Origin of the sequence: Candidatus Binatus sp., assembly GCF_036567905.1 — a bacterium.
Taxonomy (GTDB): Bacteria; Desulfobacterota; Binatia; order Binatales; family Binataceae; genus Binatus.
The window spans coordinates 1-24,987 of sequence record NZ_DATCTO010000054.1; the positions used below are offsets into that span (position 1 = coordinate 1).

Below are 24,987 nucleotides of genomic sequence, written 5' to 3' on the forward strand. Positions count from 1 at the left end.
ATGCGACCGCACGGCAGTCTCGGCGCCTTGACGCCAGCCGAGTTCGCAGCGTTAAAAAGACGGGAAACGCAACCGCCCGAGGAGGGCGAAAAAACCGGCGGACTCTACTTATGATTGGCGGGAAATTGGGGAGCAGGCCAACCGGGTGCGCGGCGAGACCGTCGAGATCCTGCGCGTGTTTCACGGCGCCAGAAAATTGTCCGAGAATTTTTGAGGGCTACTATTCGTGATTCGTTCTCCTGAACTAAAGAGGCGAATACAACGAACTCGACACCACGGGAGAAACGGCGTAATTAGCCCGTTGATGGGCCGTCGTTTTCTGCAATATTTGAGCGCTCTCAACCACTATATCTTACTCATCGCCGGTAGTGCGATTTTTCTTCTTCCGACAGTTGTCGAATACTTCTGGCCGCACACTCAAGGAACGATAGATCCATTTTTGAGTCATCTGAATGCGAACCAGCATGTTCGGGCGCTCGGCGGTGGACTATTACTTTTTTGGGCGACGTTTCTTGCTTGGAAAAAGGAACGAGACGCTCGCGAGAAGGAATCGCCGCAAGCGCTCAAAAAAGAAATTGAGAAACTTCAAAAAAGCCAAGCAGATTTAGCCAGCATGTTCTGGCGACGCATGCGCGATGACGAAAAGGTGGCGCTCAAAGAAAATCTATTGAAGATTGGGAAACATTCAGTCCGATTTATAAGCGTCAAACAAACTGACTGTATCGAATTGATCGGCGATCTCCGTCAGGCCTTTATGGCTGCTGGATGGACGTTAGACCTACCGCCGCAAAGAATCGAAAGCCTGGATCGTGATCGCGAACTCGTAACGATGAATTCGGGTATCCACATTCTGGGCAAGTACCCAGATCAAACTGGTCTTAAAGTGAGCGAAGCGCTGAGCCAACTGGTAAAGGGGGACTCGGTTACTTTGCAGCCTTGGACCAGAGTGAGGTAGCGGAAATTGTCGTGCTTGTCGGTACGAAGGGCTCGCGCTCTACTTGGCCTTAGTCTGTCTTTTCTTGCGCTGTCTTTTTCGCTTGGCCGAATTGACTGGTGGAGTTTTCAACATCCGTTTTAGAACTTCCTCAAACGTTAAAAGATGTACGACGACTGGCGTGTCATCTTCTTTTGTTGCCATTCGTTCACCGGTCCGCATCGCGAAAATCTAAATTCTAATTGCTTTGGTCTGGACGCACGATGCAGAAGCGTCCGCCAGTTCGGACGCCTCAGCATCCTGGTAGTGCAGCCTTAAAAATATCCGGGTCTTTCCGGTGGTTAGATCGCCGCTGAAATTCGTTCAGGTAGAGCGGCAAATACTTCTTGCTGACGTTGTGGTACGTGCCGATCACGCCACGCTTGAGCAGCGACCAGCAACGATTCAACTATTTTCGTGATTCGTTCTCCTGAACTGAAGAACGTTTCACGTGAAACGTTTTTCTCAAAACCCCAACAGGACCACACCATTTCTGGCGACTTCTCAAGAAACTGACTGCCATTGCGCGCAGCATGTTTCATCCTCAATCGAGTGACTTCGATAGAGTCGTTCGCGTGAGGGCGGGCGAGCGATTCGACTACCGCGCCGCCGGCCGCCAACTCCAGCGGGTTTCCTCGGCTCAACTAGCCGTGATATTTAATCTGATTCGCGCAGGGCGCGCCCGCTTTCAGCTTCCGGCGTCGAGGAGGATGGATGTTTTCATCGATCGAGGACGTAATCGAGCGATTCGCCAAGAACAATTATATCGCCAGCCGGCGAATCGCGACCGTCATCTACCTGGCAAGTGAACTGCGCAAGCCCATCCTGGTCGAAGGCCCCGCCGGCGTCGGCAAGACCGATCTCGCAAAGGTGCTGGCCGCGTCGCTCGGCTTCGAGATGATCCGTCTTCAGTGTTACGAAGGCCTCGACGAGGGCAAGGCGCTTTACGAATGGGAGTACGCCAAGCAGCTCCTCTATACCCAGATTCTCAAAGACAAAATCAGCGAAGTGCTGGTCGGCGCCAAGGGCTTGACCGAGGCGGTCGATCGAATCGCCGCGCAGGACGAAGTCTTTTTCTCCGAGCGCTTCGTGCTGCCGCGCCCTCTGCTCAAGGCTATTTCCAGCGAGCAGCCGTCGGTCCTGCTGATCGATGAGATCGACAAGGCCGACGCCGAGTTCGAGGCGTTCCTGCTCGAGCTGCTTTCCGACTTTCAGGTGACCGTGCCCGAGCTCGGCACGATCAAGGCCAAGCACATTCCGCTGGTCGTGCTGACTTCGAACAACGCGCGCGAAATGTCCGACGCGCTCAAGCGGCGATGCCTGCATCTGTACATCGATTTTCCCGATCGCGCGCAGGAACTTGCGATCGTCAAGCTCAAGGTCCCCGAGGCCGCCGCCAAGCTCGCCGAGGAAGTCGTCACCGTCGTGCAATCGTTGCGCAAACTCGACCTCAAGAAAACGCCCGGCATCAGCGAAACGCTCGATTGGGTCAAGGCCCTGACTCTGCTCAACGTGAACAGTCTCGATCAGGAACTCGTCACCGAAACGCTCGACACCATCGTCAAGTACGAGGGCGACGTGCGCAAGGCGCAGGAAGAGCTCAAGGACTACGTGCGCCGCGTGCGCGCGCGTCGCGGCACCGAGGCCGGCAGCGACAAGGATCTTCTAAATTGACCGCGAGGCGTGCCCGAGCGGTCATCCTGGGCCCGGCGAAGGATCTCGAAGATTCAAGCGGGTAGCAGGGTAGGGCGCCACAACATCATGCAAGAGAAGCTCGTCGAATTTGCGAACCTGCTGCGCGAGAACGGTGTGCGCGTCTCGCTGGCGGAGACGCTCGACGCGTTCAGCGCTTCCGAAGTCACCGGGCTGGCCGAGCGCGATGCGTTTCGCGCCGCGCTGCGGGCGACGATGGTCAAGCGGGCCAGCGAATTGCCCGTGTTCGAGGAACTGTTCGATATCTACTTCTCCGGCCTGGGCGAGATTATCAAGCAGGCGAGCCAAGCGGTGCAGAACGCGCTCTCGATGTCGGATCAGGAATTCCAGAAGTTCCTCGATCAAATCGAGAAGATGCTTCAGAAAGAGGGCAAGAATCTCTCCGAGCTGGCAAAGCAATTGCTGCAGAACAACTCGGGCGAGATGGAGCGGAAGATCCGCGAGGCCGCGCGCGCCGTCAAGCTCAGTGGGATCGAGCGCACGATCGAGGAGAACTACTTTGCGCGCGCGCTGGCGCGCCAGCTCGGGCTGGACAAGATCGAAGCCGAGATCAAGCAACTGCGCGAGCAGCTCGAGCAGATGGATATCGGCTCCGAGCTCAAGGCCAAGATCGAAGAATATCTCGAGCGCCGCCTCAAGGCGCTCGACGACATCATCCGCCGCTACGTCCGGATGGAGCGCGAGAAACGCGACATCAAGCAGAAGGAAGATCAGCGCCTCAACCAGATCGGCGAGAAGAGTTTCTATTACCTGACCGAAGAGGAACTCAAGAAAATGAACGAGGCGGTGACGCGCCTGGCGCAGCGTCTCAAAAACGTGATCACCGTGCGCCGCAAGCGTTCCAAGAAGGGCCGCTTCGACATCAAGCGCACCCTTCGCCAGAACCTCGCATTCGGCGGCGTTCCGTTCAAGCTCCGCTTCGAGAAGCGCAAGAAAGAGAAACCGCAGGTCGTAATCCTGTGCGACGTTTCGGATTCGGTGCGCAACGCGTCGCGCTTCATGCTGCAGTTCGTTTACTCGCTGCAGGATCTTTACTCGCGCGTGCGCAGCTTCATCTTCGTCGCCGACATTGGAGAAGTAACCGAGTGCTTTCGCAACAATGACGCCAAGGAAGCGCTCGACGTCGCGCTCACGGGCGATATCATCAACGTCTATGCCCACTCGAATTTCGGCTACGCGTTCCGCAACTTCGTCACCGATCATCTGGGCGCCGTCAACAAGCGCACCACCGTCATCGTGCTCGGCGACGCGCGCAACAATTACAATCTCCCGCACGATTGGTGCTTGCGTGAAATCCGCCAGCGCGCCAAAAAAGTGATCTGGCTTAATCCTGAAAGCCGCAATACCTGGGGCTTCGGCGACAGCGAAATGGAGCGCTACGCCCCGCACTGCGACCTGGTGGAAGAGTGCCGCAATCTCAACCAGCTTTATCGGGTGGTCGATCGCTTGGTCGCAGGCTGACGGACTCGATCCTCGCGGCTGCGCAGCTTGTTCGGTTGACCACAAGGCGTCTTTGGGCCAAGATACTCTCTCGAAGCGGCGCGCGGGATTTCGACTCGAAGCCGCGCGCGCTTGAAGAGAAACGGTTGAAGAGCCCGTCTATGGCTGGTCACAGGGAAGACTTCATTTTGATGATCGTAGGCGGGATCACGCTCGACCCCTCGACCAAGATGCCCATCGTCGTCCTCAAGGATCCCGACAACAAGCTCAACCTGCATATCTGGATCGGTCCGCTCGAGGCCACCGCGATGGCCACCGAACTCGAAGGGATCAAACCGCAGCGCCCGATGACGCACGACCTGCTGCGCAATCTGCTGGCCGAGTTCGGCGCGACAGTCGAACTGGCCGAGATCACCGAGTTGCGCGAGAACACCTACTTCGCGCGGATTCAGGTCAAGACGCGTGACGGCAAGACGCTCGAAATGGATTCGCGGCCGAGCGACGCGATCGCCGTGGCCCTGCGCACCAAGTCGCCCATCTACGTGGCCAAGAAAGTGCTCGAAGCTTCCAGCGAACTCCACGAATCTCAGGGTGAACAGCAGACTTCGGATCAGAACCTCGCCGGTGTGTCGCGCGACAAATGGTCCGAGATCCTCGAGCGGATGTCGCCCGAGGATTTCAAATACAAGATGTAGCCGCGAGCGCGCTAAACTCCTTTGATCCTCTGCCGGGCGGCGCCCGCTGGAGCATTCGATGCCGCCGACTACCCATCGCCGCAAAATAACCCAAAAGGAACTCAAAGCGCCCGACGAGCTAACGACGCTGGTCGATAGCGCGCGCGATTTCCTGGTCAACAATCTCACCAAGGTGCTGATCTCAACCGGCGTCGTCGTCATGGTCGGGGCGATCGCGATTGGCGTGTACTACTACGAGCGCCATCGCGACAATATTGCGTCGGCCCGGTTCTATGACGCGATCACCGCGCTCAACGCCGGCCAGAACAAAGCCGCCGAAACGCAGTTCAACCAGCTCGCCGATGAAGAACCGGGCCGCCGGCTCGGACGGCTTGCGCGCTTCTACATGGCGAGCGCATACCTGGCCGATGGCGACCTGGCGAACGCGCGCGATGCGCTCGTGGTATTTCTCACCGAAGAGCGCGACCCGCTGTTCCGCAGTCTCGCGCTGACGAACCTCGCAGTGGTTTACGAGCGAATGGCGGACTGGAAGAAAGCGGCTGGCGCTTATCAGCAAGCCGCAGCCGATCCGGGGCCGGAGCAGGCGAGGGCGGAGCTGGGCGTCGCGCGGATGCTCGTGCAATCGGGCGACAAGCAGGGCGCGATCGCCGCCTATCGCGGCTTCCTCGCCGCCCATCCGTTCGCGCAGCAGCGCCAGGAAGTAATGGAATCGCTGGCGCTGCTCGGCGCACCCGCCGTGCTGGCGCCGCCGCGTTCAGCCGCTGCGGCGGGCCCGCAACCGGTCGCCGCTCACTAGTGCGCGGCGGGCGACGGCGATTTCTCCCCGAGCTCCGAGTTGACCACGAATTCCAGGACCTTCGCGTCGGGCAATCCCACTACCGGTATTCCGTTGACGAAAAAGGTCGGCGTCGAGGTGACTCGAATCGAGTTGCCGTCGTTCTGATCCTGCTTCACGCGAACCTCGGTCTGCGGGCTGTCCATGCACGCCTTCAGTGAAGGCTGGTCGAGCTTCTGAGCGCTGGCCAGCTTGTTCACCTGCTGCTGCAGGTTCTTCGGGTTGATCGTTCCCTGGTTCGTGTAGAAGTAGCGTGCGAACTCCCAAAACGCCGCCGGATTCTGCAGCCGTGCGCACTCGGCCGCCGCGGCGGCTTTAGGCGCCCACAGATGCGCGTTGAGCGGGTAATTTTTGTAAATTACCTTCACCTTGCCCTTGTAAGTCGTGTTGACCAGGGTTTCGATCACGCTGAACGCATGTGCGCAGTACGGGCATTCGAAGTCGGCAAACTCAACAATCGTCACCGGAGCGTCTGCCGGTCCCAGCGTCGGCCGATCATCCAGGCTCACGGCGCCCATGTTGACTCGTCCCCACGGGTCGGTGCTGGTGTCGATAAGCTGGCCGATGATCACCTTGCTTTCGTCTTTGTCGACAAACAGCGTCGTGCCGATCCTCTGCCCCTGTTCGTTGCTCACGGCCACCTGGCGCGCGAGCAGTCCGTCGATCACCGTCTTAAATGCGGGGCCCAGCTTGATCAGTTCGGCACTGGGAATCCTGAAATGCTTCTGCAGCCAGGTCCTGAGCGCGGCGTCTCGTGCGGGATCGGTTGGGACCGCGCCGGCACCGGCAGGGGAGGCGTCGGGCGCGCTCTGGGCGAGCGCCGCACCTGCGGCGCCCATCAACGCGATCGCGGCAACGAACGCGCAGATGGCCGCTATCTTTTTGCGGCAGCACAGCTTCGCATAAGAAGTATTATGTAAACTACGCAGGCTGGCTGAGAATCGAAAAAGGCCTGAAATCATTAAGTGCTCCAACGCTCCCGGTTTCGAGTGTTCTTTTATCCGGCTCAGATTACGTGATGCTCTTCGGCGATGAAGAACGCCGTGCGCGAATGATCGATGAACTTGCGTTCGTCTTCGAGCGCGGCTGCCACTTCCTTGGTCGCCATCGCAGTCTCCAGCGCCTTCCAATCATCGAACCACAACTCGGCGACGCCGTCGAACGAAGGCTCGCGCTGGCCGAGCGCGCGATGAATCGTGTGGCTCTGAACGTACTTGCGGCAGCCTGGAATCCGGCCCGCGATCGGGCCGTGGATGTCGCGCCAGTAGCGATGAAATTCCTCGTTGCTCAGGCGCGGCAGCTTGCTGATGCAATAAACGATCTTGACCATTGCCAATGAATGCTCCCAGTTAACAGTCAACAGTGAAAAGTGAAAAGCGAATTTGGCACAGTTTTAGCTAATCGCGGCCGCTCCGTACAGCGCCCGATTCTTTCCCGGGTTTCGTTGTCGCCGGCGTGCGGCCCAGCGCGCGCAACGCCCTGCGCGCTACGAAATTGCGCGGCTCGATCTTCAACGCTTCTTCGTAGTACGCAACCGCATTGGCGCCGCGCTCCAGCCCGACCGCGCATCGCCCCATCGCGATCAGCAGTTCGATGCCGCCGGCGCCCAACTCGCGCGCGCGCTTGAGCGCATCGAACGCTTGCGCAAATGTTTCCTGCTCGGCAAGCGCCAGGCCAAGCCTCAGCATTGCCTCCGCGTTCAGCGGGTCGAGTTCGAGCGCGTCGCGATACATCGACAACGCCGCGCGCCTGGCTCCCTTCTGATATAGATCGCGCGCGGCGGCGGCCATCCGGGCGCCCTCCTCGGTCCATCCCCGCGATTCGACTTCCACGGTGATCTCGCCGTGCGATACTTCCGCCTTGACGAGTTTCAGCTTGTCGCCCAGGTATTCGCGCAGCCGCGCGAGAACCGCGTCGCCGTCGGTTTCCGGCGACTCGAGGAATGCCAGCCCGACCGGGTCGCCGACGTGATCGTTGCGCCGGATGACGAGAGATCGCCGCGCGCGCATCCTTCCCGGCGGCTTCTGTCCGTCAGACGCGCTCATTGGGATCGAAGAGTTTGCGATATTCGTCGAGCGCGAAGCGGTCCGTCATCCCGGCTATGTAATCCGCCACGGCGCGTGAAATCGGCTCGCCGTAGCGCTCCGCGCGCGCGACCACGTGCTCGGGCATCTGGCGCGGTTCGGTCATGTAGGTTTCGAAAAGCCGCGCGAGCACCCTGCCCGCTTTCTCGGTCATTCGGCTGACCCGGTAGTGCCGATACAGGCGATCGCGCATGACCTGCTTGATTTCCTCGACCTTCGCGCCCACCGCGGAGCCGAAACACGCCAGCGCGCTGCCCGCCTTGCGCACGTCCTCGACGCTGCGGATCTTGTTGCGTTCCAGCTGGCCGGCGAGATTGGTCATCAAATCGGTGGACATCGCGTCGATCATCCTGATGACGGTCTGATAGCGGATCACGCGCGTCTCGGCCCCCGGATCCGCGGCGCGCGCCGCCGCCGCCGATTCTCTGAACAGCGCCGATTGATTAAGCTCGTCGACCGTCAGCATCTGCGCCTTCAATCCGTCGTCAACATCATGCGCCAGGTATGCGATTTCGTCCGCAAGATCGACGATTTGCGCTTCGAGGCATGGGTATGTGCTCGCGTCAAACTCCTGCGCTGCCGGACGATTCTGGAAGTGCGAATGCTTGACGATTCCCTCCCGCACCTCGAAGCTCAGGTTGAGTCCGCGAAAATTCGGGTAGCGGATCTCGATCCAGTCCACAGTGCGCAAGCTCTGCGCGTTGTGATCGAAGCCGCCGTACGGCATCATCAGCTCGTTGAGCACTTTCTCGCCGGCGTGGCCGAATGGCGTATGCCCCAGGTCGTGCGCCAGAGCTACCGCCTCTGCCAGTTCCTCGTTGAGACCCAGCGCCCGCGCTACGGTGCGCGCTATTTGCGCGGCTTCGAGCGTATGAGTCAGCCGGGTGCGGTAGTAATCGCCTTCGTGATTGACAAAGACCTGCGTTTTGTATTCGAGGCGCCGAAACGCGGCCGAATGGATAACCCGGTCACGGTCGCGCGCAAAAACGGTGCGCATCGGATGTTCGGGTTCGGGAAAGCGGCGGCCGCGACTGGCCCGCGACGCCATCGCATACGGCGCCAGCGTCCGCGCCTCTATTTCCTCGAGCTCCTGCCTTGTCCGCAGCATCGCAGCCCTTATCCCGCGGTTGTGTTAAACATTCGAGATGCTACCACGCCATCGACGGCTCTCGAAGCGCCTCGGTCGACATCGGTCAACATGGTGCGGCCTTATGCCGCCAATGCCGGGTATTTATAATCCGGCTTGGGTTAGTTGACGTGTCCGGCATTCGAAACCACGGCGCCATCCGCCGGATCGCTTTGACGATCGCGATGAGCGCGCTTTTCGCCGCCTGTGCGACGTCCCGTCCGGCCCAGCTTCCGCCTCCATCGCTCCCACCGCCTGTCGCCGTGCCTAAGCCAACTCCGACGCCTCAGGTAGTCGGGATGGCCTCGTGGTACGGACCGGGATTCCACGGCCACAAAACCTCGGACGGGTCGGTTTACAGCCAGGAGGAACTTACCGCGGCCTCCATCGCGTTTCCATTGGGCAGCCGGGTGATGGTCACGAATCTCGACAACGGCCTTTCCGTCGAAGTGACGATTACGGACCGCGGGCCGTTCCTCAAGGGCCGCAAGATCGATCTCTCGCGCAAGGCGGCGGGCATGATCGGGATGCTCGGCCAGGGCACCGCGCGGGTTCGTATTTCGCTGATCAGCAAGCCGGCCGGCTCTCGCGCAGTTGGCGCGCCGATGCGCTACTTCGTTCAGATAGGATCATTTTCCGAGCAACGCAACGCCGAGCAGCTGCGACGCAAATTGCTTGCCTACTACGCCGACGTTCATGTCGATCGGCTTGATGCCGACCATCGCCACTATTACCGTGTACGGATGGGCGCATTCGCGACTCGCTCCGCCGCCGAGGCGCGCGCGGCCGACTCCGCCAGTTTTGGACTTCCGGTCGTGATCGTCACCGAATGATCAGCCGAGCCAGCTACTTCACACGACGGCTCTGGTGGCCAATCTGCGCTGCCACCGCCCTGGTCTTTGTCTGGGGATGCGCCTACTCGCTGGTCAACGGCGACCGGATTAATTCGCGGCAGGCCGCAAAAATCGAGACCGGCATCCAGAGTCTTCGCCAGCTTCGCTTCAAGCAACCGGTCCCGCTCGTCGTCAAGTCAGCGGACGAGGCCGAGGCCATGATGGAGGCCGACCTGATGCGCGACTACACCGACGACCAGCTCGAGGCCGATGGCGTCGCGGGCGCACTCGTCGGCCTCTTTCCCGCGCAGATCGATCTCAAGGCCGAGTCGCTCAAGCTGCTTAAGAGCCAGGTGGCGGGCTTTTACAATCCGCATGGCAAGGAAATGGTTCTGGTCGAAGGCGGCGCCGATCTTGGCATCTGGAACAGCGCGGCTCAGTTCATGATTCAGCGCGACGTCGTCGGCGAGATGCTGCTCGCGCATGAACTGACGCATGCGCTCCAGGATCAGAATTTCGATCTCGAATCGAGCCTCGACAAAGTGAAGGACGACGACGATCGCGCGCTCGCGCTGAAGTCTGTCGCAGAAGGCGATGCGACGCTTGCGGGGTTCGCCTACGCGCTGGGCAGGATGGACGACAGCACCGCCGACGCTCTGGTTGACAATCTCAAGGACCTTCCGCAAGCGCTCGCCGCCGAGGCGCCCGGCACGCCCGAGGGCCTCAGCGTTCCGCTGTTGTTCCAATATTCCGAGGGCGCCCGCTTCGTCGCCGAGGCTTTCCGCCGTGGTGGATGGCTTGGCGTTGATGCGCTCTATCGCAACCCGCCGCAGTCCAGCCACCAGATTCTGCATCCCGCGCTCTACTTCGACAACCCCGCGCCTCAGCCGCGAATCGAGCTCGCCGGCTACGACCGGATCATGAGCGGCTGGAAAAAAGCCGACGATGATACTTACGGCGAGCTGCTCCTGCGCGTCATCCTCGAGCGCAATCTGGGCAAACAATCCAATGAACTCGGACTCGCCTCGCGATGGACCGCGGACCGCATGATCATCCTGCAGGAAAGCCGAGACGTGAACGTGATCTGGATGCTCGCGTTCAGCGACGCGCAGACCGCCAGCGACTTCGCCGTCGTCTATCAGACTTTGCTCGATCGCTTGCTCGGCGACTCCACCCCGCATCGCATCGATACCCGCGCGAAGGCGGTGCTGGTCGTGATCGGAGAGGGCGCGGACTATTTCCGCACCCTTGCGCCCGCCATTTGGAATGCCAGCACGATCGAATCAGGCGGCGCCGCCGCGCGCATCGAGCCCTCCGCCGCGTCAACCGGTCGATAGGGCGCCGCCCTACCCTACGTCGCCGAGGCTGAATCCGAGCGCCAGCATTTTCCTGACCGCCGCCCGCGCGCCTTGCGATTCCCGGCTCGCCAGCGACGGATCGCGCCGGATCCAGTCGTCAGCCATCTTGCGCGCGCGTTCGATCGTGCGATGGTCGCGAATTAGATGAACGAAGCGTAGCGGCAGCGCCCCGGTCTGCCGCGCGCCGAGCAAATCGCCCGGACCGCGCAGCCGCAAGTCGGCCTCCGCAACCTCCGCGCCCGTCATGCTTTCGCGCATGACCGCGAGGCGCTCCAGCGCCGGTTCGTCCGCGTCGCTCGACGCCACCAGGCAGCATCGCGACGGCTTCTCGCCGCGCCCCACCCTGCCGCGCAGCTGATGCAATTGCGCGAGGCCGTAGCGCTCTGCCGCGACCACCACGATTACCGTCGCCTCCGGCACGTCGATTCCCACCTCGACCACTGTCGTGCAGACCAGGACGTCGATCGCGCCGTCGCGAAATTCACGCATCGCACGATCCTTTTCCGCAGCAGTCATCCTGCCGTGCATCGTGCCGACCCTCGCGCCGTGCAACGCCCCCTTCTTAAGGCGCGCCGCCGTGGCGGATACCGACTTGGCTTCGTCTTCGTCGCCTTCGATAAACGGCACCACATAGTACGCGCGTCCGCCGCCGCCGATCTCGGCGCGCAGCTCCTCATGCACGCGCGCGATATCGTTCTCGGCGCAAATCGCGGTCGCGATCGGCGTCCGGCCCGCCGGCAGTTCGTCGAGAAACGATACGTCGAGGTTTGCGAACAGGCTCATCGCCAAACTTCTCGGAATCGGCGTCGCCGTCATCATCAGCAGATTCGCCTTCGGGCCCAATGCTTTCATCTTCGCGCGATCAAAAACGCCGAATCGATGCTGCTCGTCGATCACGCCGAGCGCGAGTCCGCGCATTCGCACCCGTTCCTGTATCAGCGCATGGGTTCCGAACACGACACCGATTTCGCCGCTGGCGAGCCCGCGCAAAGTCTCGCTGCGCGCCGCACCGGTCACGCCGCCCGTGAGGATCGCGCTGTTTACTCCAAGCCGTCCGCACACGCGCGTGAATCCCCGGTAATGCTGCTCGACGAGCAGTTCCGTCGGCGCCATCATCGCCGCCTGATGCCCGCATTCGACCGCCCGGATCATCGCCCAGAACGCAACAATCGTCTTGCCGCTGCCGACGTCGCCCATCAGCATCCGGTTCATCTGATTCGGCCGCGCAAGGTCGGCGCCGATTTCGTTTATCGCGCGCGACTGCGATCCGGTCAGCGCAAACGGCGCCTCATCGATCATCCTCGCGCTGAGGCTGCGCAAGCCATCGAGCGCAATTCCGGCGCGGCGCGAGCTGCGGATGCGTTCAATCGAAAGCGCCAGCTCGAACGCAAACAATTCATCGAACGCGAGCGCCAGATGGCCGCGCGATTCTCCGTTCGCCAGGGCCTCGAAGTCAGCATCGGGCGGCGGATCGTGAATGTAGCTGAGCGCGTCGCGAACCGCCGGAACTTCGGCGCGCACCTGGTCGGGGATCGCTGCGCGGATCGAGTTGCCTGTCTCGACCAGCACGCGCGCGACCAGGCTTGCGAACAGCCGCTGCCCGACTATCGAAGGGATGCGGTAAACCGGGCGGATCGCTTTCGGCTGACCATCCGACAGCGGATGCAACTCCGGTTGCACTATCTCGATTCCGCCGGCGGCCCCGGCCGCGACTCGCCCGCGGACCAACACGCGCTCGCCGCCGGGAAGATAGCCGCGCATGTAGGCAGGCAGGTTGAACCACACGACCCGAATCTGCATCCCGCTCACGGTGAGCCATCCCGACGCGAGCCGGCGCCACCGCGAACCGCGCATCGGCCGCTCGGAAATCTTGCCGAGGTCGCCTTCGACGACGACGATGTTTCCGACGCGGAGATCTTCAGCCGGCGTGCGCTCGCGCCAGTCCTGGTAACGCGCCGGCAGATGAAAGACGAGGTCGCCCGCGGTCACGATCCCGCGCGCTTCCAGAGCCGCCGCGCGCTTGGGACCGATCCCCGCCATTGCGGCAACCGGACTGTCGATTCCAAGCGCCCCCCGCTTCTGTCCGATTACCCCTTCTAACAGGCCGTCAGGCCGCATCTTCTTCCTTGACTGAGGTGCGGGGGCTGGCCCCTGCCCAAGGAAGCGTGAAACCCACGGTGCGTTTCGCATTCAATTAAGTTCTTCCCCCGCTGGCCGTGCCCGCTACTTCTGCCGATGGTAATCCTGCAGTGCGCGCACCTCGAAGGGTTCGTGCTTCAGCGCGAAGATTCCTTCGACCGCCGCCTTCGCCCCTGCCATCGTAGTGAAATACGGCAGCCGAAGTTCCAGCGCGGTGCGCCGAATCGAGAACGAATCCTTCGTGCCGCTGGCGTCCGGCGTGTTGACGACCATCGCGATCCGCCCATCCTTCATCGCGTCCACTATGTGCGGGCTGCCTTCGAGCACCTTGTTGACGCGTTCGCATTTGAGCCCGAGATTTCGAATATGATTCGCGGTCCCGCCCGTCGCGATCAGATCGAATCCCATAGCAGCCAGCCCGCGCGCTATCGGCTCGAGGTATCGCTTGTCTTCATCACGGACGCTGATGAACACCAGCCCGCCATCCGGCAGATTCGACGACGCCGCCAGCTCCGCCTTGGCGAACGCCATCGCGAACGTCGTGTCGATTCCCATTACTTCGCCGGTCGATTTCATCTCCGGTCCCAGAATTGTATCGACGCCCGGGAATCGTCCGAACGGAAACACCGACTCCTTGACCGCGACGTGAGTCGGCACGCGCTGCGTCGTGAACCCAATCTCGCTGAGCTTCTTCCCCGCCATCACCAGCGCGGCATACTTCGCCAGCGGCACGCCGATCGCCTTGCTGACGAACGGAATCGTGCGCGACGCGCGCGGATTGACTTCCAGGATAAAGACTTCGCCCCCGTAAATCGCGTACTGAATATTGATCAGCCCGATCACGCCGAGTTCGCGCGCCAGCATTTTGGTCTGCGCGATCAGCTCGTGCTGGATCGCGGCGCTCAGCGTGGTCGGCGGAATCGCGCACGCGCTGTCCCCCGAATGAATCCCGGCGTGCTCGACGTGCTCCATTATTCCGCCGATCACGACCGTCTCGCCGTCGGCAATCGCGTCGACGTCCACTTCGATCGCGCCTTGCAGGTAGCGATCTATCAACAGCGGATGGCGCTCGGAGGCTTGCAGAGCCTGCGTGACGTATCTGCGCAGCTCTTCTTCGTTTGGGATTACCTCCATCGCGCGGCCACCCAGCACGTACGATGGCCGGATCAGCACCGGGTAGCCGACCTTGGATGCGCCCGCGATCGCATCCTCCAGGCCGCGCGCCAGCACGCCCTCGGGCTGGCGCAGCCCGAGCCGCGTCACCATCGCGTTGAATCGCTCGCGATCCTCGGCGCGGTCTATCGCATCGGGACTTGTCCCGAGAATCGGCACGCCCGCCCGCTCCAGCGGCACCGCGAGCTTGAGCGGCGTCTGCCCGCCGAACTGCACGATTACGCCGACCGGCTTCTCGCGCTCCGCAATCGCCATCACGTCCTCGAAGGTCAGCGGCTCGAAGTACAGGCGATCCGAGATGTCGTAATCGGTCGAGACGGTCTCGGGGTTGCAGTTGACCATGATCGTTTCGAAGCCGCCCTCTTTGAGCGCCATGCTCGCGTGCACGCAGCAGTAGTCGAACTCGATCCCCTGGCCTATCCGGTTCGGGCCGCCGCCCAAAATGATCACCTTCTTGCGCGCGGTCGGCGGCGCCTCATCCTCGCCTTCGTAAGTCGAGTAGAGGTAGGGCGTGAACGCCTCGAATTCCGCGCCGCAGGTGTCCACCGATTTAAAAACCGGGCTTACTCCCGCTTGGCGCCGCGCCGACGCCACCGCCGCTTCATCGATCCCGCGCAGCTCCGCGATTCGCCGATCGGAAAATCCCATCGGCTTGAACTCCCGGAAATATGCCGCGCCAAGCGGCTCGCGCGTGACGCGCTTTTCCTCTGCCACCAGCTCCGCGACCGCGTCGATAAACCACGGATCGATTTTGCTCAGCTGATAAACTTCCGCCCGCGTTATCCCCAGCCGCAAAGCGTCCGCCAGATGATACAACCGATGGCTGCTGGCGGTCGCGAGCTGCGCGCAAATTTGCGCCGCCGCGTGAGCGCCCGGTGGCTTTGAGAGCCCGCTTTCCAGCCCATACGAGCCTGTTTCGAGCGAGCGGAGCGCCTTCTGCAGCGACTCCTTGAAGGTCCGCCCTATCGCCATCGCCTCGCCGACCGACTTCATTTGCGGCCCCAGTTCGTCGGCCGCGCCGCGAAACTTCTCGAAGGTGAAGCGCGGAATCTTGGTGACCACGTAGTCGATCGTCGGCTCGAAGCACGACGGCGTCATGCGCGTGATGTCGTTGGGAATCTCGTCGAGACGGTAGCCCACTGCCAGCCGCGCCGCGATCTTGGCAATTGGAAATCCGGTCGCCTTCGACGCCAGCGCCGAACTCCGCGACACCCGCGGGTTCATCTCGATCACGACCATCCGTCCGGTACTCGGTTCGATCGCAAACTGAATGTTCGATCCGCCGGTATCGACGCCGATTTCGCGGATGATGCGAATCGCCGCGTCGCGCATGATCTGGTATTCCTTGTCGGTCAGCGTCTGCGCGGGCGCCACCGTTATCGAATCGCCCGTGTGCACGCCCATCGGATCCAGATTCTCGATCGAGCAGATGATCACGACGTTGTCCGCCGTGTCGCGCATCACCTCGAGTTCGAATTCCTTCCAGCCTTCGACCGATTGCTCGATCAGCACTTCGTGGCTCGGCGATTGTTCGAGTCCGTACGCCACCTTGGCGCGATAGTCGTCGAGTTCGCGCGCGATCGAACCTCCCGTTCCGCCCAGCGTTCGCGATGGCCGGATGATCACCGGCAGGCCAAGCTCGCCCAGCACCCGCTCGCCATCGGCCGCCGAACGCGCAATGGCGGAACGCGGCACCTCGAGCCCGATTTTCAACATCGCCTGCTTGAACAGGTCGCGATCCTCGGCCTTCTTGATCGCCCCGAGCTTCGCTCCGATAAGTTCGCAGTTGAATCGATCGAGTACGCCCGCCTCGGCAAGCTCTATCGCCAGGTTCAGCGCGGTCTGCCCGCCGACGGTCGGCAGGATCGCGTCCGGACGTTCGCGCTCGATAATTTTCGTCAGCACCGCGAGCGTCATCGGCTCTATATAGGTGCGATCCGCCAGGTCCGGATCGGTCATTATCGTCGCCGGGTTCGAATTGACCAGGACGAGCCTCAGCCCTTCCTCGCGCAGCGCTTTGACCGCCTGCGTGCCCGAGTAATCGAACTCGCACGCCTGCCCGATGACGATTGGCCCAGAGCCAATCAGCAACACCGATTTCAAATCTTTACGAAGCGGCAACTTGGTAGTCCCAATAGGTCGAACCTGGATCGAGTCGATGGCTTGATCTGGTCATTGCGCCGATGCCTCGGCGGCAAGGACCCGGTCCAGCGCCTGCGCGCCGTAACGCGGAAACGCTTCAACCAGTTTCTTGAATCGCGCAAACAGGTAGCTCGAATCGTGCGGCCCGGGCGAGGCCTCGGGATGGTACTGCACGGAAAAGAACGGCACTCCGGTTCCCTGCAGGCCTTCGACGGTGTTGTCGTTCAGGTTCAGGTGGGAAAGCTTCGCGCGTCTTCTCAATGACTCGTCATCGACCGCGAAGCCATGGTTCTGCGCCGTGATCTCGACGCGCCGGGTGCGCAAGTCCATCACCGGATGATTGGCGCCATGATGGCCGAAATCGAGCTTGTAAGTCTTGCCGCCCAGCGCCAGCCCGATCAACTGATGGCCAAGGCAGATGCCGAACACCGGCTTCTTGCCCAATACGCCTGCGATGGCTCTGTAAGCGTACGGCAGCGCTGCAGGGTCGCCGGGTCCGTTCGACAGGAAAATTCCGTCGGGGTTGTGCGCGAGGATCTGCTCCGCGCTCGACGCCGCCGGGATCACCTTCACGCGAAAGCCGGTCGCGACCAGCCGGCGCAGAATGTTCAGCTTGATTCCGTAGTCGAGCGCGATAACCGTGGGCGCATCGCGCATCGCTTCGTGGCTCACGCGGACGTGGCCGCGCCCCAATTTCCAATCCCCGAAGTCCCAATCGTAGGCCTCGGCGGAGGTGACCTCTTTCACAAGATCGCGGCCGATCAGTCCCGGCGACGCCTTGGCCTTGCGCACCAACGACTCGGAGTCCAGATCGACGCTCGATATCACCGCTTCCTGCGCGCCGCGCGTGCGCAAATGGCGGACCAGCGCGCGCGTGTCGATGCCCTCGATACCGACCACGCCCGCCTCTTCCAGGTACTTTCCAAGCGCCATTTCCGAGCGCCAGTTCGACGGCCGCTCCCAGTATTCCTTGACGATGAAACCCTCCAGGTACAGGCGCCGCGACTCTGCGTCCTCGGCGTTGATTCCGACGTTGCCGATTTCCGGATAAGTCATGCAGACCAGCTGGCCCTTGTACGACGGGTCGGTCAGCACTTCCTGGTAGCCGGTCATCGCGGTGTTGAAGACCGCTTCGCCCACGGTCTCGCCCACCGCGCCAAATGCGCGGCCGCGGAAAATTCGCCCGTCGGCCAGCGCCAGTATCGCTTCGCGTCCCTTGTTCATCGATTCGCTACGCCTTCCTCCCGTCGAAGACGATTTCGCCCGCAACGATAGTCAGCACCGCCCTGCCCTTCAGCCGCATCCCCGCGAACGGAGTGTTTCGGCTCTTTGACAGGAATTTTTCCGGTGCAACGGTCCACTCGAGATTGGGATCGATTATCGTGATGTCCGCGACCGCGCCAACCGCAAGCGTACCTGCCTTCAGCCGCAGCAGCGCTGCGGGATTGATCGACATCATCTCGACCAGGCGCGCCGGTTCGATCAAAGATCGATGCACCAGGTCGAGTGCAAGTCCGAGCGAGGTCTCGAGACCCACGACTCCGTTTGCCGCGTGCGCGAACAGCTCGGCTGCGTCGTGCTCGAGATGCCCCGCGTGGCGCCCCGGGCCGAAAAAGGCGCCGAGTTGCTCCATCCGCTTCGATTTCGGATCGTGCGGCGCATGGTCGGTCGCGATCATGTCAACGGTGCCGTCGCGAATCGCCGCGTGGAGCGCTTCGAGATCGTCGCGATTGCGAAGCGGCGGGTTCATTTTCGCGTTTGGCCCCCAGGTCAGCGCGGCGCTTTCGTCCAACGTGAAATGATGCGGCGTCACCTCGCAGGTGACTTGCGCGCCACGTTGGCGCGCGGCGCGGATGAGTTCGAGTGACTCGGCGGTCGATACGTGGGCGACATGAACCGCCGCGCCCGAGCCGATCGCTATCGCGAGATCGCGGCGCACGCGTTGCGGTTCCGCCGAATGCGCATAGCCGCTGACGCCCAAGTGCTCGGCTACCGCGCCGGCGTTCAACGCTCCACCGCATGACAGCGCGCGATCCTCTTCATGCAGCGCAACCGCATATCCAAGCCGCACGGTTTCATCCAACGCGCGTGACAGGACCGCCGCATCATCGATCGGAATCCCATCGTCGGAAAACAGCCGCGCACCCGCGTCAACCATCGCGGCGAAATTCACCGGCTCAATCCCGCGCAGCCCTTGCGTGACCGCCGAAACCGGCACCAGCCGCGCGCAATGGGCTTCCCCGGCGCGCTCGAGCATGTAGCGGGTAATCGCGGGACTGTCGTTGGCCGGCGAGGTGTTCGCCATCGCCGCCACGGTCGCAAAACCGCCGGCGGCGGCGGCCCGCAAACCCGTCAGGATCGTTTCCTTTTCGGGGAAGCCGGGGTCGCGCAAATGTACATGCGGATCTATAAGCCCGGGCACGATCCAGCATCCGCTCGCATCAACTAAACTTGCATCGTGCAAATTTATCCGAGTCCCGGCCCGTTCGACCGCCGCAATCTCGCCCTCGCGCACCAGCAAGTCATACTGTCCGTCGAGTGCGCTGGCGGGATCGATCACCCGTCCTCCCCTGAGCAGGATTGCGTTCAATGCGCCGCCTCGGGTTCTTTCAGCGGTTCGACGATTGAATAGATCATTACGCGATCGCGCGATTTGCTCTCCGTGCCGGCCGCGGCGAGGCGCACCTGCACGCGCTCGCCGCGCGAGGTCGGGATATTCTTGCCGACATAGTTTGGCCGAATCGGGACGGCGCGATGCCCGCGATCGATCAGAACCGCCAGTTTGACCGCAGCCGGACGCCCGCGCTGCCAGATCGTCGCCATCGCGCGTTGCACGGTCCAGCCGCTGTTAATCACGTCATCGACAAGGATTATTATGCGGTCTTCGACGCTGAAATTCTCGGCGCCGTCGATCGGATGCAACGCGTCAGCCGGTTTGTACGCATCGAGCGCCGCGCACGGAGGAAGAACGCCGGTCTTCAGTCCGATCAGGTCGCGCAGCCGCAGCGCGAGCATCGCGCCATGACTGACGACGCCCACAATCGACACTGCCGGCATATCGTGGACATCGGCAATCACCTGGTCGGCGAGCGAATCGATCGCGCCAACGACTTCCTTTTCATTCATAATTTCGCGCTGCGGACCGCGCCGGTAGGGCTCGTAGCCGGCCTCTTCGGCCTGCTTCACGCTGTCGAATACGGCCAGCGAGCCTTCTTCGATCCATTGGCGGACATAGCCTTGCAGGTTTTCGTCGAAGCGATAGTAGCGATGGGATCGCGCATGACCAACGTATTCAGTCTTCAGTTCGCGTTCGCAGAAGCCGCACTTCAACGCGAGTACGGTGGTATCCATGCTGCGCCCGAGCGTGAATCGCGGAGCCAGGTAGGCGCCCTCGAAGCGGGTGACGCAGTTGAGATTGGCGCATCGCGGCGGCGGCTCGGCCTTGAAGCGAATCGCCTCGGCCATCGGCCGCGGACCGACGGATGCGCTGGCGGCTTTCTCCATGAGCAATGCGATCAACGCCATTCGCACCGGTACGCCGGCAGCAGCCTGCTCGAAGTAAACCGCACGCGGATCGGCATCGAGCTCGTACGCCAGCTCGCCCAGGCGCGGCAGCGGATGCATCACGACGGCTTCCTGCGTGCGGCTGGTGCGAAGAGCGCGCGCGTCGAAGCGGACATACGCCGCGGGATCGGCCTCCTTCCCCGACATGCGCTCCTTCTGCAAGCGCGTGACGTAGAATGCATCGAGAGCGGCCGGAGGCTCGGCCGCCGGGATTTGTCGAAGCGTCCCGTCGCCGGTAAAGAGCGCCATCTGATGCGGCGCGCTGGGGGTCAGATAAAGAGCGTCGAGGCCGCCCGCCAACGACTTGAGTTCATCCATCGTGACGGTTGACAAGCTGTAGTGGCGCTCGGCGGCCAGCCGTTCGAGGACGTAGTCCGGAATGTCCATTCCGCTGGTCGGCACGGCGACGATGTTGGCGCCGAAACGCGCGAGCGCGTAGATCAGCGAATGCACCGTGCGGCCAAACTTCAAGTCGCCGCATAGCGCGACGGTGAGTCCCTTCAGATGGCCCTTCTTTTTGCGCAGAATGTAGAGATCGCAAAGCGTCTGCGTGGGATGCTCGCCGCTGCCGTCGCCTGCGTTCAGCACCGGGCATGGCGCATACTCCGCGGCCACGCGCGCCGCGCCGTCATGCGGATGGCGCAGCACGATCAGGTCAGCATAGCCGGCGACGACGCGCACGGTATCGGCCAGACTCTCACCCTTGGCGGCGGAGCTCGCGCGCATATCAGCCGAGCTGATCACGGCGCCGCCGAGCCGATGCATCGACGACTCGAAGCTGAGCCGCGTGCGCGTGGAGGGTTCGTAGAACAGCGTCGCCATGATCAGTCCGGCAGCGGTCGTGATCTGATCGCCGTGCGCGAGCTGGGCGGCAAAGCCGTCGGCGAGCGCTAATACGCGTTCGATGTCCGAGGTTTCGAGATCCTCGATCGAGACGACGTCAAATTTTGCCAGCCGTGACACGGTATCGTTCGTCCCTCATCGCGCGCGGATGCTCGACCTCATTTTACGTTTGCGTTGCCAACCACGACCGCGTCCGCGCCGTCGATCTCAGCCAGGCGCACGTAAACGCGCTGGCCGTGCGGGGCTTGGATGTTCTTGCCCACGTAGTCGGCGCGAATCGGAAGCTCCCGCTCTCCGCGATCGACCAGAACGGCGAGCTGTACCGATTCCGCCCGGCCCAGATCGGAGATCGCGTCGAGCGCGGCGCGCACGGTTCGCCCGGTGTAGAGCACGTCGTCAACGAGCACGACACGCTTGGCGTCGAGGGAAAAAGGAATGTCGCGGCCGATTAGCCGGGGATCGCCGGGCAAGCCCTTGCCGTCGTCGCGGTAGGAAGAGATGTCCAGCGTACCGACGGGGACCTCGCGCCTGCCGTTGGCGCGCAACTCGTCGGCGATCCGTTCGGCGAGCGTGGCGCCGCGCCGGACGATTCCGACCAGCACGATGTTGTCCGCGCCGCCGTTGCGCTCGGCTATCTCCATCGCGATCCGCTTGAGCGAGCGCCCGAGCTGAGCGGCGTCGAGTACGATGTTGGGCGCGGCGCTCATCGCGATGCCCAAAAAAAATCCCGACTGCGAAAACAGCCGGGTCCGCAAATGTACACTTTCATTGTCGTCCCTTTTCGCTATCTCAGTAGCGGGTTAAAGGTGACTAGAATTTACGATCGCCGAAGAGTGCGGTCAACCCCTGCGCTCAATTCCGCTCCGCAGCGCGACGCGGGCTATGCGCCCCGCTTGCGCTCGAGTTTTCTCAAGCGTTGATCCTGGTCGCGGGTCTGAACCGTAATCCGGTCGTCGAAGCGGTCGAACTTGCGCGCGAGATTGGCCAGCGATTTGCTGGTTTGCTTGAGTTCGGCGCCGAGTTTTTTTGCCGCGAGCTCCGCCGACGCCGCGATTTCCCGCTTGAGAATCTTGGTCGTCTCGCCGCCTGAGTCCGTCGCCTGCTTGGCGGCGGACGCGACCGCGCGCGCGGCTTGTTCGCGGAACTCGACGGCGCGGGCGGCAAAATCGCCGCGAAGTCCCTTCTCAGCGGCGGCCAGTTCGTCGCGGAACTCGATGCGCGCCTTGCCAAGCGCCTCGCCCAGCCGCACGATCTCAGCGCCGAGATCGTCGCGCGTCGCGACGATACCCAGCCGATTCTCGGCAATTTGCTCGGACAGGAAGCGGATCTGCCCACCGACTTCCGCGAACTGTTCGAAGATCTCGTCGCGCAGCGCGTCCAGGCGTCCGCCGAAACCCGAGACTGCCTCGACCACAAGATCGAATCGCGCCCCCAGCTCCTCGAGGATCGCGCCAATCCTGTTTACCGCTTCGTCCGCCACCTGATATCCCTTTTCGGTTTTCGGTCTAGTGCACGAGCATGCCGAGTCGATTCCATCTGATGTACTCGAAGCACAAGAAGATGTCACTCAGGATCGAGGCGCTATCCGCCTTCTCCTCATTCCACGGCAGATAGATGACCATGGCGCGTCCCTCGACGTCGTTGAGATCGACGAAGCCCCAAAAGCGGCTGTCGTAGCTGCGATCGCGATTATCGCCCATCATGAACAGCTTGCCCGGCGGGACAGTTACGGGTCCGAAGTTGTCGCGCGGCGAGACGGGCGATCGATCCTGCGCGGCGACCTCCCAGTGCCGGTGCGGGTCGGGCATCTCGGAACCGTTGAGCCAGACGACGCCGTTCTTCACTGCAATCGTGTCGCCGGCGACGCCGATCACGCGCTTGATGAAATCCTTGCTGCGATCGGGCGGAAAGACGAACACCACGACGTCGCCGCGATGCACCGGCGCGAGATGAAAAACGTACTCGCCCAATGGGAGGCCGGGGACCGCGAGGCCTAAAATCGAGTCCGGCATCCGCAGCCCGTAAACAATCTTGTTGACCAGTATATGGTCGCCTATGAGCAGCGTCGGTTCCATCGAGCCCGACGGAATTTTGTACGCCTGCACGAAGAACGTGCGGATGAAGATCGCGAGCACGAGCGCGATGAACATCGCCTCGCCATACTCGCGGGCGGCGGACTTCTGCGCGGGCGCGCGATTGGCGGTCTCGCCGGCGTTTTGCGGCTGTGCTTTGGGAATGTTGCGCGCTGGTTCGGCCACGATCGCCCTACTCCCCGACCTTGAGCAGGGCCAGGAAAGCCTCTTGTGGAATCTCGACCCGCCCCACCTGCTTCATCCGCTTCTTGCCTTCCTTTTGCTTCTCGAGCAGCTTTCGTTTTCGCGTGATATCGCCGCCGTAGCACTTGGCGGTGACGTTCTTGCGCAGCGCCTTCACGGATTCCCGCGCGATAATCTTGGAGCCGATCCCGGCTTGAATCGCGACTTCGAACATCTGGCGCGGAATCAGCTCGCGCATCTTTTCGCACAACGCCCGGCCCCTTTCGTAGGACTTGTCGCGATGCACGATAATTGAAAGCGCGTCCACCACCTCGCCATTAATTCGAATGTCCAATTTAACCAGAGGCCCGGCACGAAAGTCCAGAAACTCGTAGTCCAACGACGCGTATCCGCGGCTCACCGATTTCAGCCGATCGTAAAAATCGAAGACGATCTCGGCGAGCGGCAATTCGTAGTGCAGGATCACGCGCTTTTCACCCAGGAAACGCAGATCGCGCTGGATGCCGCGCCGGTCTTCGCACAGCTTCATCACCGCGCCGAGGTACTCCTCGGGCATGTGGATAGAAGTGAGAATGAACGGCTCCTCGATCGCCTCGATCGTGTTCTCATCGGGCAGATGCGCGGGATTGTCCACCGTCATCAGCCCGCCCGAAACAGTGCGCACCTGGTAGGCGACGGTGGGCGCGGTCACGATCAGGTTGATTCCGAATTCGCGTTCGAGGCGCTCCTGCGCGATTTCCATGTGCAGCAAGCCCAGGAATCCGGCGCGAAAACCGAAGCCGAGCGCCTGCGAGGTCTCGGGCTCGCAGATGAGGCTCGCATCGTTGAGCCGCAGCTTTTCGATCGCGTCGCGCAGCGCGCCGTACTGATTCGCCTCGGTCGGATACAGGCCCGCGAACACCATCGGCTTCAATTCCTTGAAGCCCGGCAGCGGCGCCACCGCGGGATTGTCCGCATCGGTAATCGTGTCGCCCACCCGCATGTCCGCGACGGTTTTGATTCCCGCCACGACAAAGCCGACCTCGCCCGGACCGAGCGCACCGGTGGGCCGTTCGTGCGGCGTGAAATGCCCTAGGCGCATCACTTCGCCCAGCTTGTCGGTGCCCATCAGCCGAACTTTCATCCCGACGCGGAGTTCGCCGCCGAAGACGCGGACCAATCCGATCACGCCCTCGTACACGTCGTACCAACTGTCGAAGATGAGCGCGCGGACGGCGTCCTCGCCGGTGGCTTTGGGCGCGGGGATTCGCGCGACGATCGCTTCGAGGACATCGTCGATGCCCACGCCCTCCTTGGCGCTGGTAAGAATCGCCTCGGAGGCATCGAGCCCGATGATTTCTTCGATTTGATGCCTGGTGCGCCCGACATCCGCGCTGGGCAGATCGATTTTATTGATCACCGGAATAATTTCGAGCCCGTGATCGAGCGCGAGATAAACGTTGGCGAGCGTTTGTGCCTCGACGCCCTGGCTCGCATCGACCACCAGCAGCGCGCCCTCACACGCGGCCAGGCTGCGCGAAACTTCGTAGGCGAAATCGACGTGACCGGGCGTATCGATCAAGTTCAGCACGTAGACCTTTCCATCTTTGGCCGTGTAATTCAGCCGCACCGAGCGCGCCTTGATCGTGATTCCGCGCTCGCGCTCGAGGTCCATCGAGTCCAGAAACTGATCCTTCGACTCGCGCAGCGTGAGCGCGCCGGTGCGCTCGAGGATTCGATCGGCCAGCGTGGACTTGCCGTGATCGATATGCGCGATGATCGAAAAATTGCGAATCGAGGCGGCTTCGGTCATT

At 62.1% G+C, this 24,987-nt stretch carries 21 protein-coding genes; 7 read left to right on the top strand and 14 right to left on the bottom strand.

Features of this window, described 5'->3' with window-relative positions:
* Positions 1 to 304 precede the first annotated feature (304 nt).
* A complete protein-coding gene (locus tag VIO10_RS08610) occupies positions 305 to 955 on the top strand; it encodes a hypothetical protein (RefSeq protein WP_331962356.1) in 651 nt (216 codons plus the stop codon).
* Between the two features lie 271 nt (positions 956 to 1,226).
* On the opposite strand, the gene VIO10_RS16215 is transcribed toward VIO10_RS08610, so the two are convergent.
* On the bottom strand, positions 1,227 to 1,349 hold the full coding sequence (locus VIO10_RS16215; protein ID WP_349259236.1) for a hypothetical protein: 123 nt from the start codon (positions 1,347 to 1,349) through the stop codon (positions 1,227 to 1,229).
* A gap of 338 nt (positions 1,350 to 1,687) precedes the next feature.
* On the opposite strand from VIO10_RS16215, the gene VIO10_RS08620 reads away from it, so the two are divergent.
* From VIO10_RS08620 to VIO10_RS08635, 4 genes are all read left to right on the top strand, one after another.
* Positions 1,688 to 2,647, top strand: a complete 960-nt coding sequence (locus VIO10_RS08620; RefSeq protein ID WP_331962362.1) for a MoxR family ATPase — start codon at positions 1,688 to 1,690, stop codon at positions 2,645 to 2,647.
* Between the two features lie 87 nt (positions 2,648 to 2,734).
* Positions 2,735 to 4,147 (top strand): vWA domain-containing protein, encoded by a 1,413-nt coding sequence (locus VIO10_RS08625; protein ID WP_331962365.1) that lies wholly within the window; start codon positions 2,735 to 2,737, stop codon positions 4,145 to 4,147.
* A gap of 140 nt (positions 4,148 to 4,287) precedes the next feature.
* Positions 4,288 to 4,821 carry a bifunctional nuclease family protein gene (locus VIO10_RS08630; protein WP_331962368.1) on the top strand — a complete coding sequence of 178 codons (534 nt, stop codon included), beginning with the start codon at positions 4,288 to 4,290 and terminating at the stop codon, positions 4,819 to 4,821.
* 58 nt (positions 4,822 to 4,879) lie between these two features.
* A complete protein-coding gene (locus VIO10_RS08635) occupies positions 4,880 to 5,617 on the top strand; it encodes a tetratricopeptide repeat protein (RefSeq protein ID WP_331962371.1) in 738 nt (245 codons plus the stop codon).
* On the opposite strand, the gene VIO10_RS08640 is transcribed toward VIO10_RS08635, so the two are convergent.
* The 4 genes from VIO10_RS08640 to VIO10_RS08655 form a co-directional block, all read right to left on the bottom strand.
* Entirely contained in the window at positions 5,614 to 6,495 is an 882-nt protein-coding gene (locus tag VIO10_RS08640; RefSeq protein WP_331962374.1) for a thioredoxin domain-containing protein, read from the bottom strand. The genes VIO10_RS08635 and VIO10_RS08640 overlap by 4 nt on opposite strands.
* A 167-nt stretch (positions 6,496 to 6,662) precedes the next feature.
* A complete protein-coding gene (locus VIO10_RS08645; protein ID WP_331962547.1) occupies positions 6,663 to 6,986 on the bottom strand; it encodes an EthD domain-containing protein in 324 nt (107 codons plus the stop codon).
* A gap of 67 nt (positions 6,987 to 7,053) precedes the next feature.
* Positions 7,054 to 7,701: a tetratricopeptide repeat protein gene (locus VIO10_RS08650; protein WP_331962377.1), complete on the bottom strand. Its 648-nt coding sequence runs from the start codon at positions 7,699 to 7,701 to the stop codon at positions 7,054 to 7,056.
* A complete protein-coding gene (locus tag VIO10_RS08655; RefSeq protein WP_331962380.1) occupies positions 7,688 to 8,848 on the bottom strand; it encodes a deoxyguanosinetriphosphate triphosphohydrolase in 1,161 nt (386 codons plus the stop codon). Before VIO10_RS08655 ends, VIO10_RS08650 begins: the two co-directional genes overlap by 14 nt.
* Before the next feature lie 317 nt (positions 8,849 to 9,165).
* Between VIO10_RS08655 and VIO10_RS08660 the strand changes: the two genes are divergently transcribed.
* Together VIO10_RS08660 and VIO10_RS08665 are read left to right on the top strand one after the other, a co-directional pair.
* Positions 9,166 to 9,699, top strand: coding sequence for a septal ring lytic transglycosylase RlpA family protein (locus tag VIO10_RS08660; RefSeq protein ID WP_331962383.1), 534 nt, complete (start codon positions 9,166 to 9,168; stop codon positions 9,697 to 9,699).
* Complete coding sequence (locus tag VIO10_RS08665) at positions 9,696 to 11,036, top strand: hypothetical protein (RefSeq protein WP_331962386.1); 1,341 nt, start codon at positions 9,696 to 9,698, stop codon at positions 11,034 to 11,036. The genes VIO10_RS08660 and VIO10_RS08665 overlap by 4 nt, the downstream gene beginning before the upstream one ends.
* Positions 11,037 to 11,045: 9 nt before the next feature.
* On the opposite strand, the gene VIO10_RS08670 is transcribed toward VIO10_RS08665, so the two are convergent.
* The 9 genes from VIO10_RS08670 to lepA form a co-directional block, all read right to left on the bottom strand.
* Positions 11,046 to 13,175 (bottom strand): ATP-dependent DNA helicase RecG, encoded by a 2,130-nt coding sequence (locus VIO10_RS08670; RefSeq protein ID WP_331962389.1) that lies wholly within the window; start codon positions 13,173 to 13,175, stop codon positions 11,046 to 11,048.
* A gap of 105 nt (positions 13,176 to 13,280) precedes the next feature.
* Complete coding sequence (gene carB / locus VIO10_RS08675; RefSeq protein WP_331962392.1) at positions 13,281 to 16,490, bottom strand: carbamoyl-phosphate synthase large subunit; 3,210 nt, start codon at positions 16,488 to 16,490, stop codon at positions 13,281 to 13,283.
* 51 nt (positions 16,491 to 16,541) lie between these two features.
* Complete coding sequence (gene carA / locus VIO10_RS08680) at positions 16,542 to 17,735, bottom strand: glutamine-hydrolyzing carbamoyl-phosphate synthase small subunit (protein WP_331962395.1); 1,194 nt, start codon at positions 17,733 to 17,735, stop codon at positions 16,542 to 16,544.
* Between the two features lie 7 nt (positions 17,736 to 17,742).
* Positions 17,743 to 19,101: a dihydroorotase gene (locus tag VIO10_RS08685; protein ID WP_331962398.1), complete on the bottom strand. Its 1,359-nt coding sequence runs from the start codon at positions 19,099 to 19,101 to the stop codon at positions 17,743 to 17,745.
* Positions 19,098 to 21,038, bottom strand: a complete 1,941-nt coding sequence (locus tag VIO10_RS08690; RefSeq protein WP_331962401.1) for a phosphoribosyltransferase family protein — start codon at positions 21,036 to 21,038, stop codon at positions 19,098 to 19,100. Before VIO10_RS08690 ends, VIO10_RS08685 begins: the two co-directional genes overlap by 4 nt.
* Before the next feature lie 38 nt (positions 21,039 to 21,076).
* Positions 21,077 to 21,625: a bifunctional pyr operon transcriptional regulator/uracil phosphoribosyltransferase PyrR gene (gene pyrR / locus VIO10_RS08695; RefSeq protein ID WP_331962404.1), complete on the bottom strand. Its 549-nt coding sequence runs from the start codon at positions 21,623 to 21,625 to the stop codon at positions 21,077 to 21,079.
* A gap of 173 nt (positions 21,626 to 21,798) precedes the next feature.
* Complete coding sequence (locus VIO10_RS08700; RefSeq protein ID WP_331962407.1) at positions 21,799 to 22,398, bottom strand: hypothetical protein; 600 nt, start codon at positions 22,396 to 22,398, stop codon at positions 21,799 to 21,801.
* Positions 22,399 to 22,423: 25 nt separating this feature from the next.
* Entirely contained in the window at positions 22,424 to 23,176 is a 753-nt protein-coding gene (gene lepB, locus VIO10_RS08705; RefSeq protein ID WP_331962409.1) for a signal peptidase I, read from the bottom strand.
* Between the two features lie 7 nt (positions 23,177 to 23,183).
* Positions 23,184 to 24,986, bottom strand: a complete 1,803-nt coding sequence (lepA, locus tag VIO10_RS08710; RefSeq protein ID WP_331962412.1) for a translation elongation factor 4 — start codon at positions 24,984 to 24,986, stop codon at positions 23,184 to 23,186.
* Position 24,987: the final 1 nt, after the last annotated feature.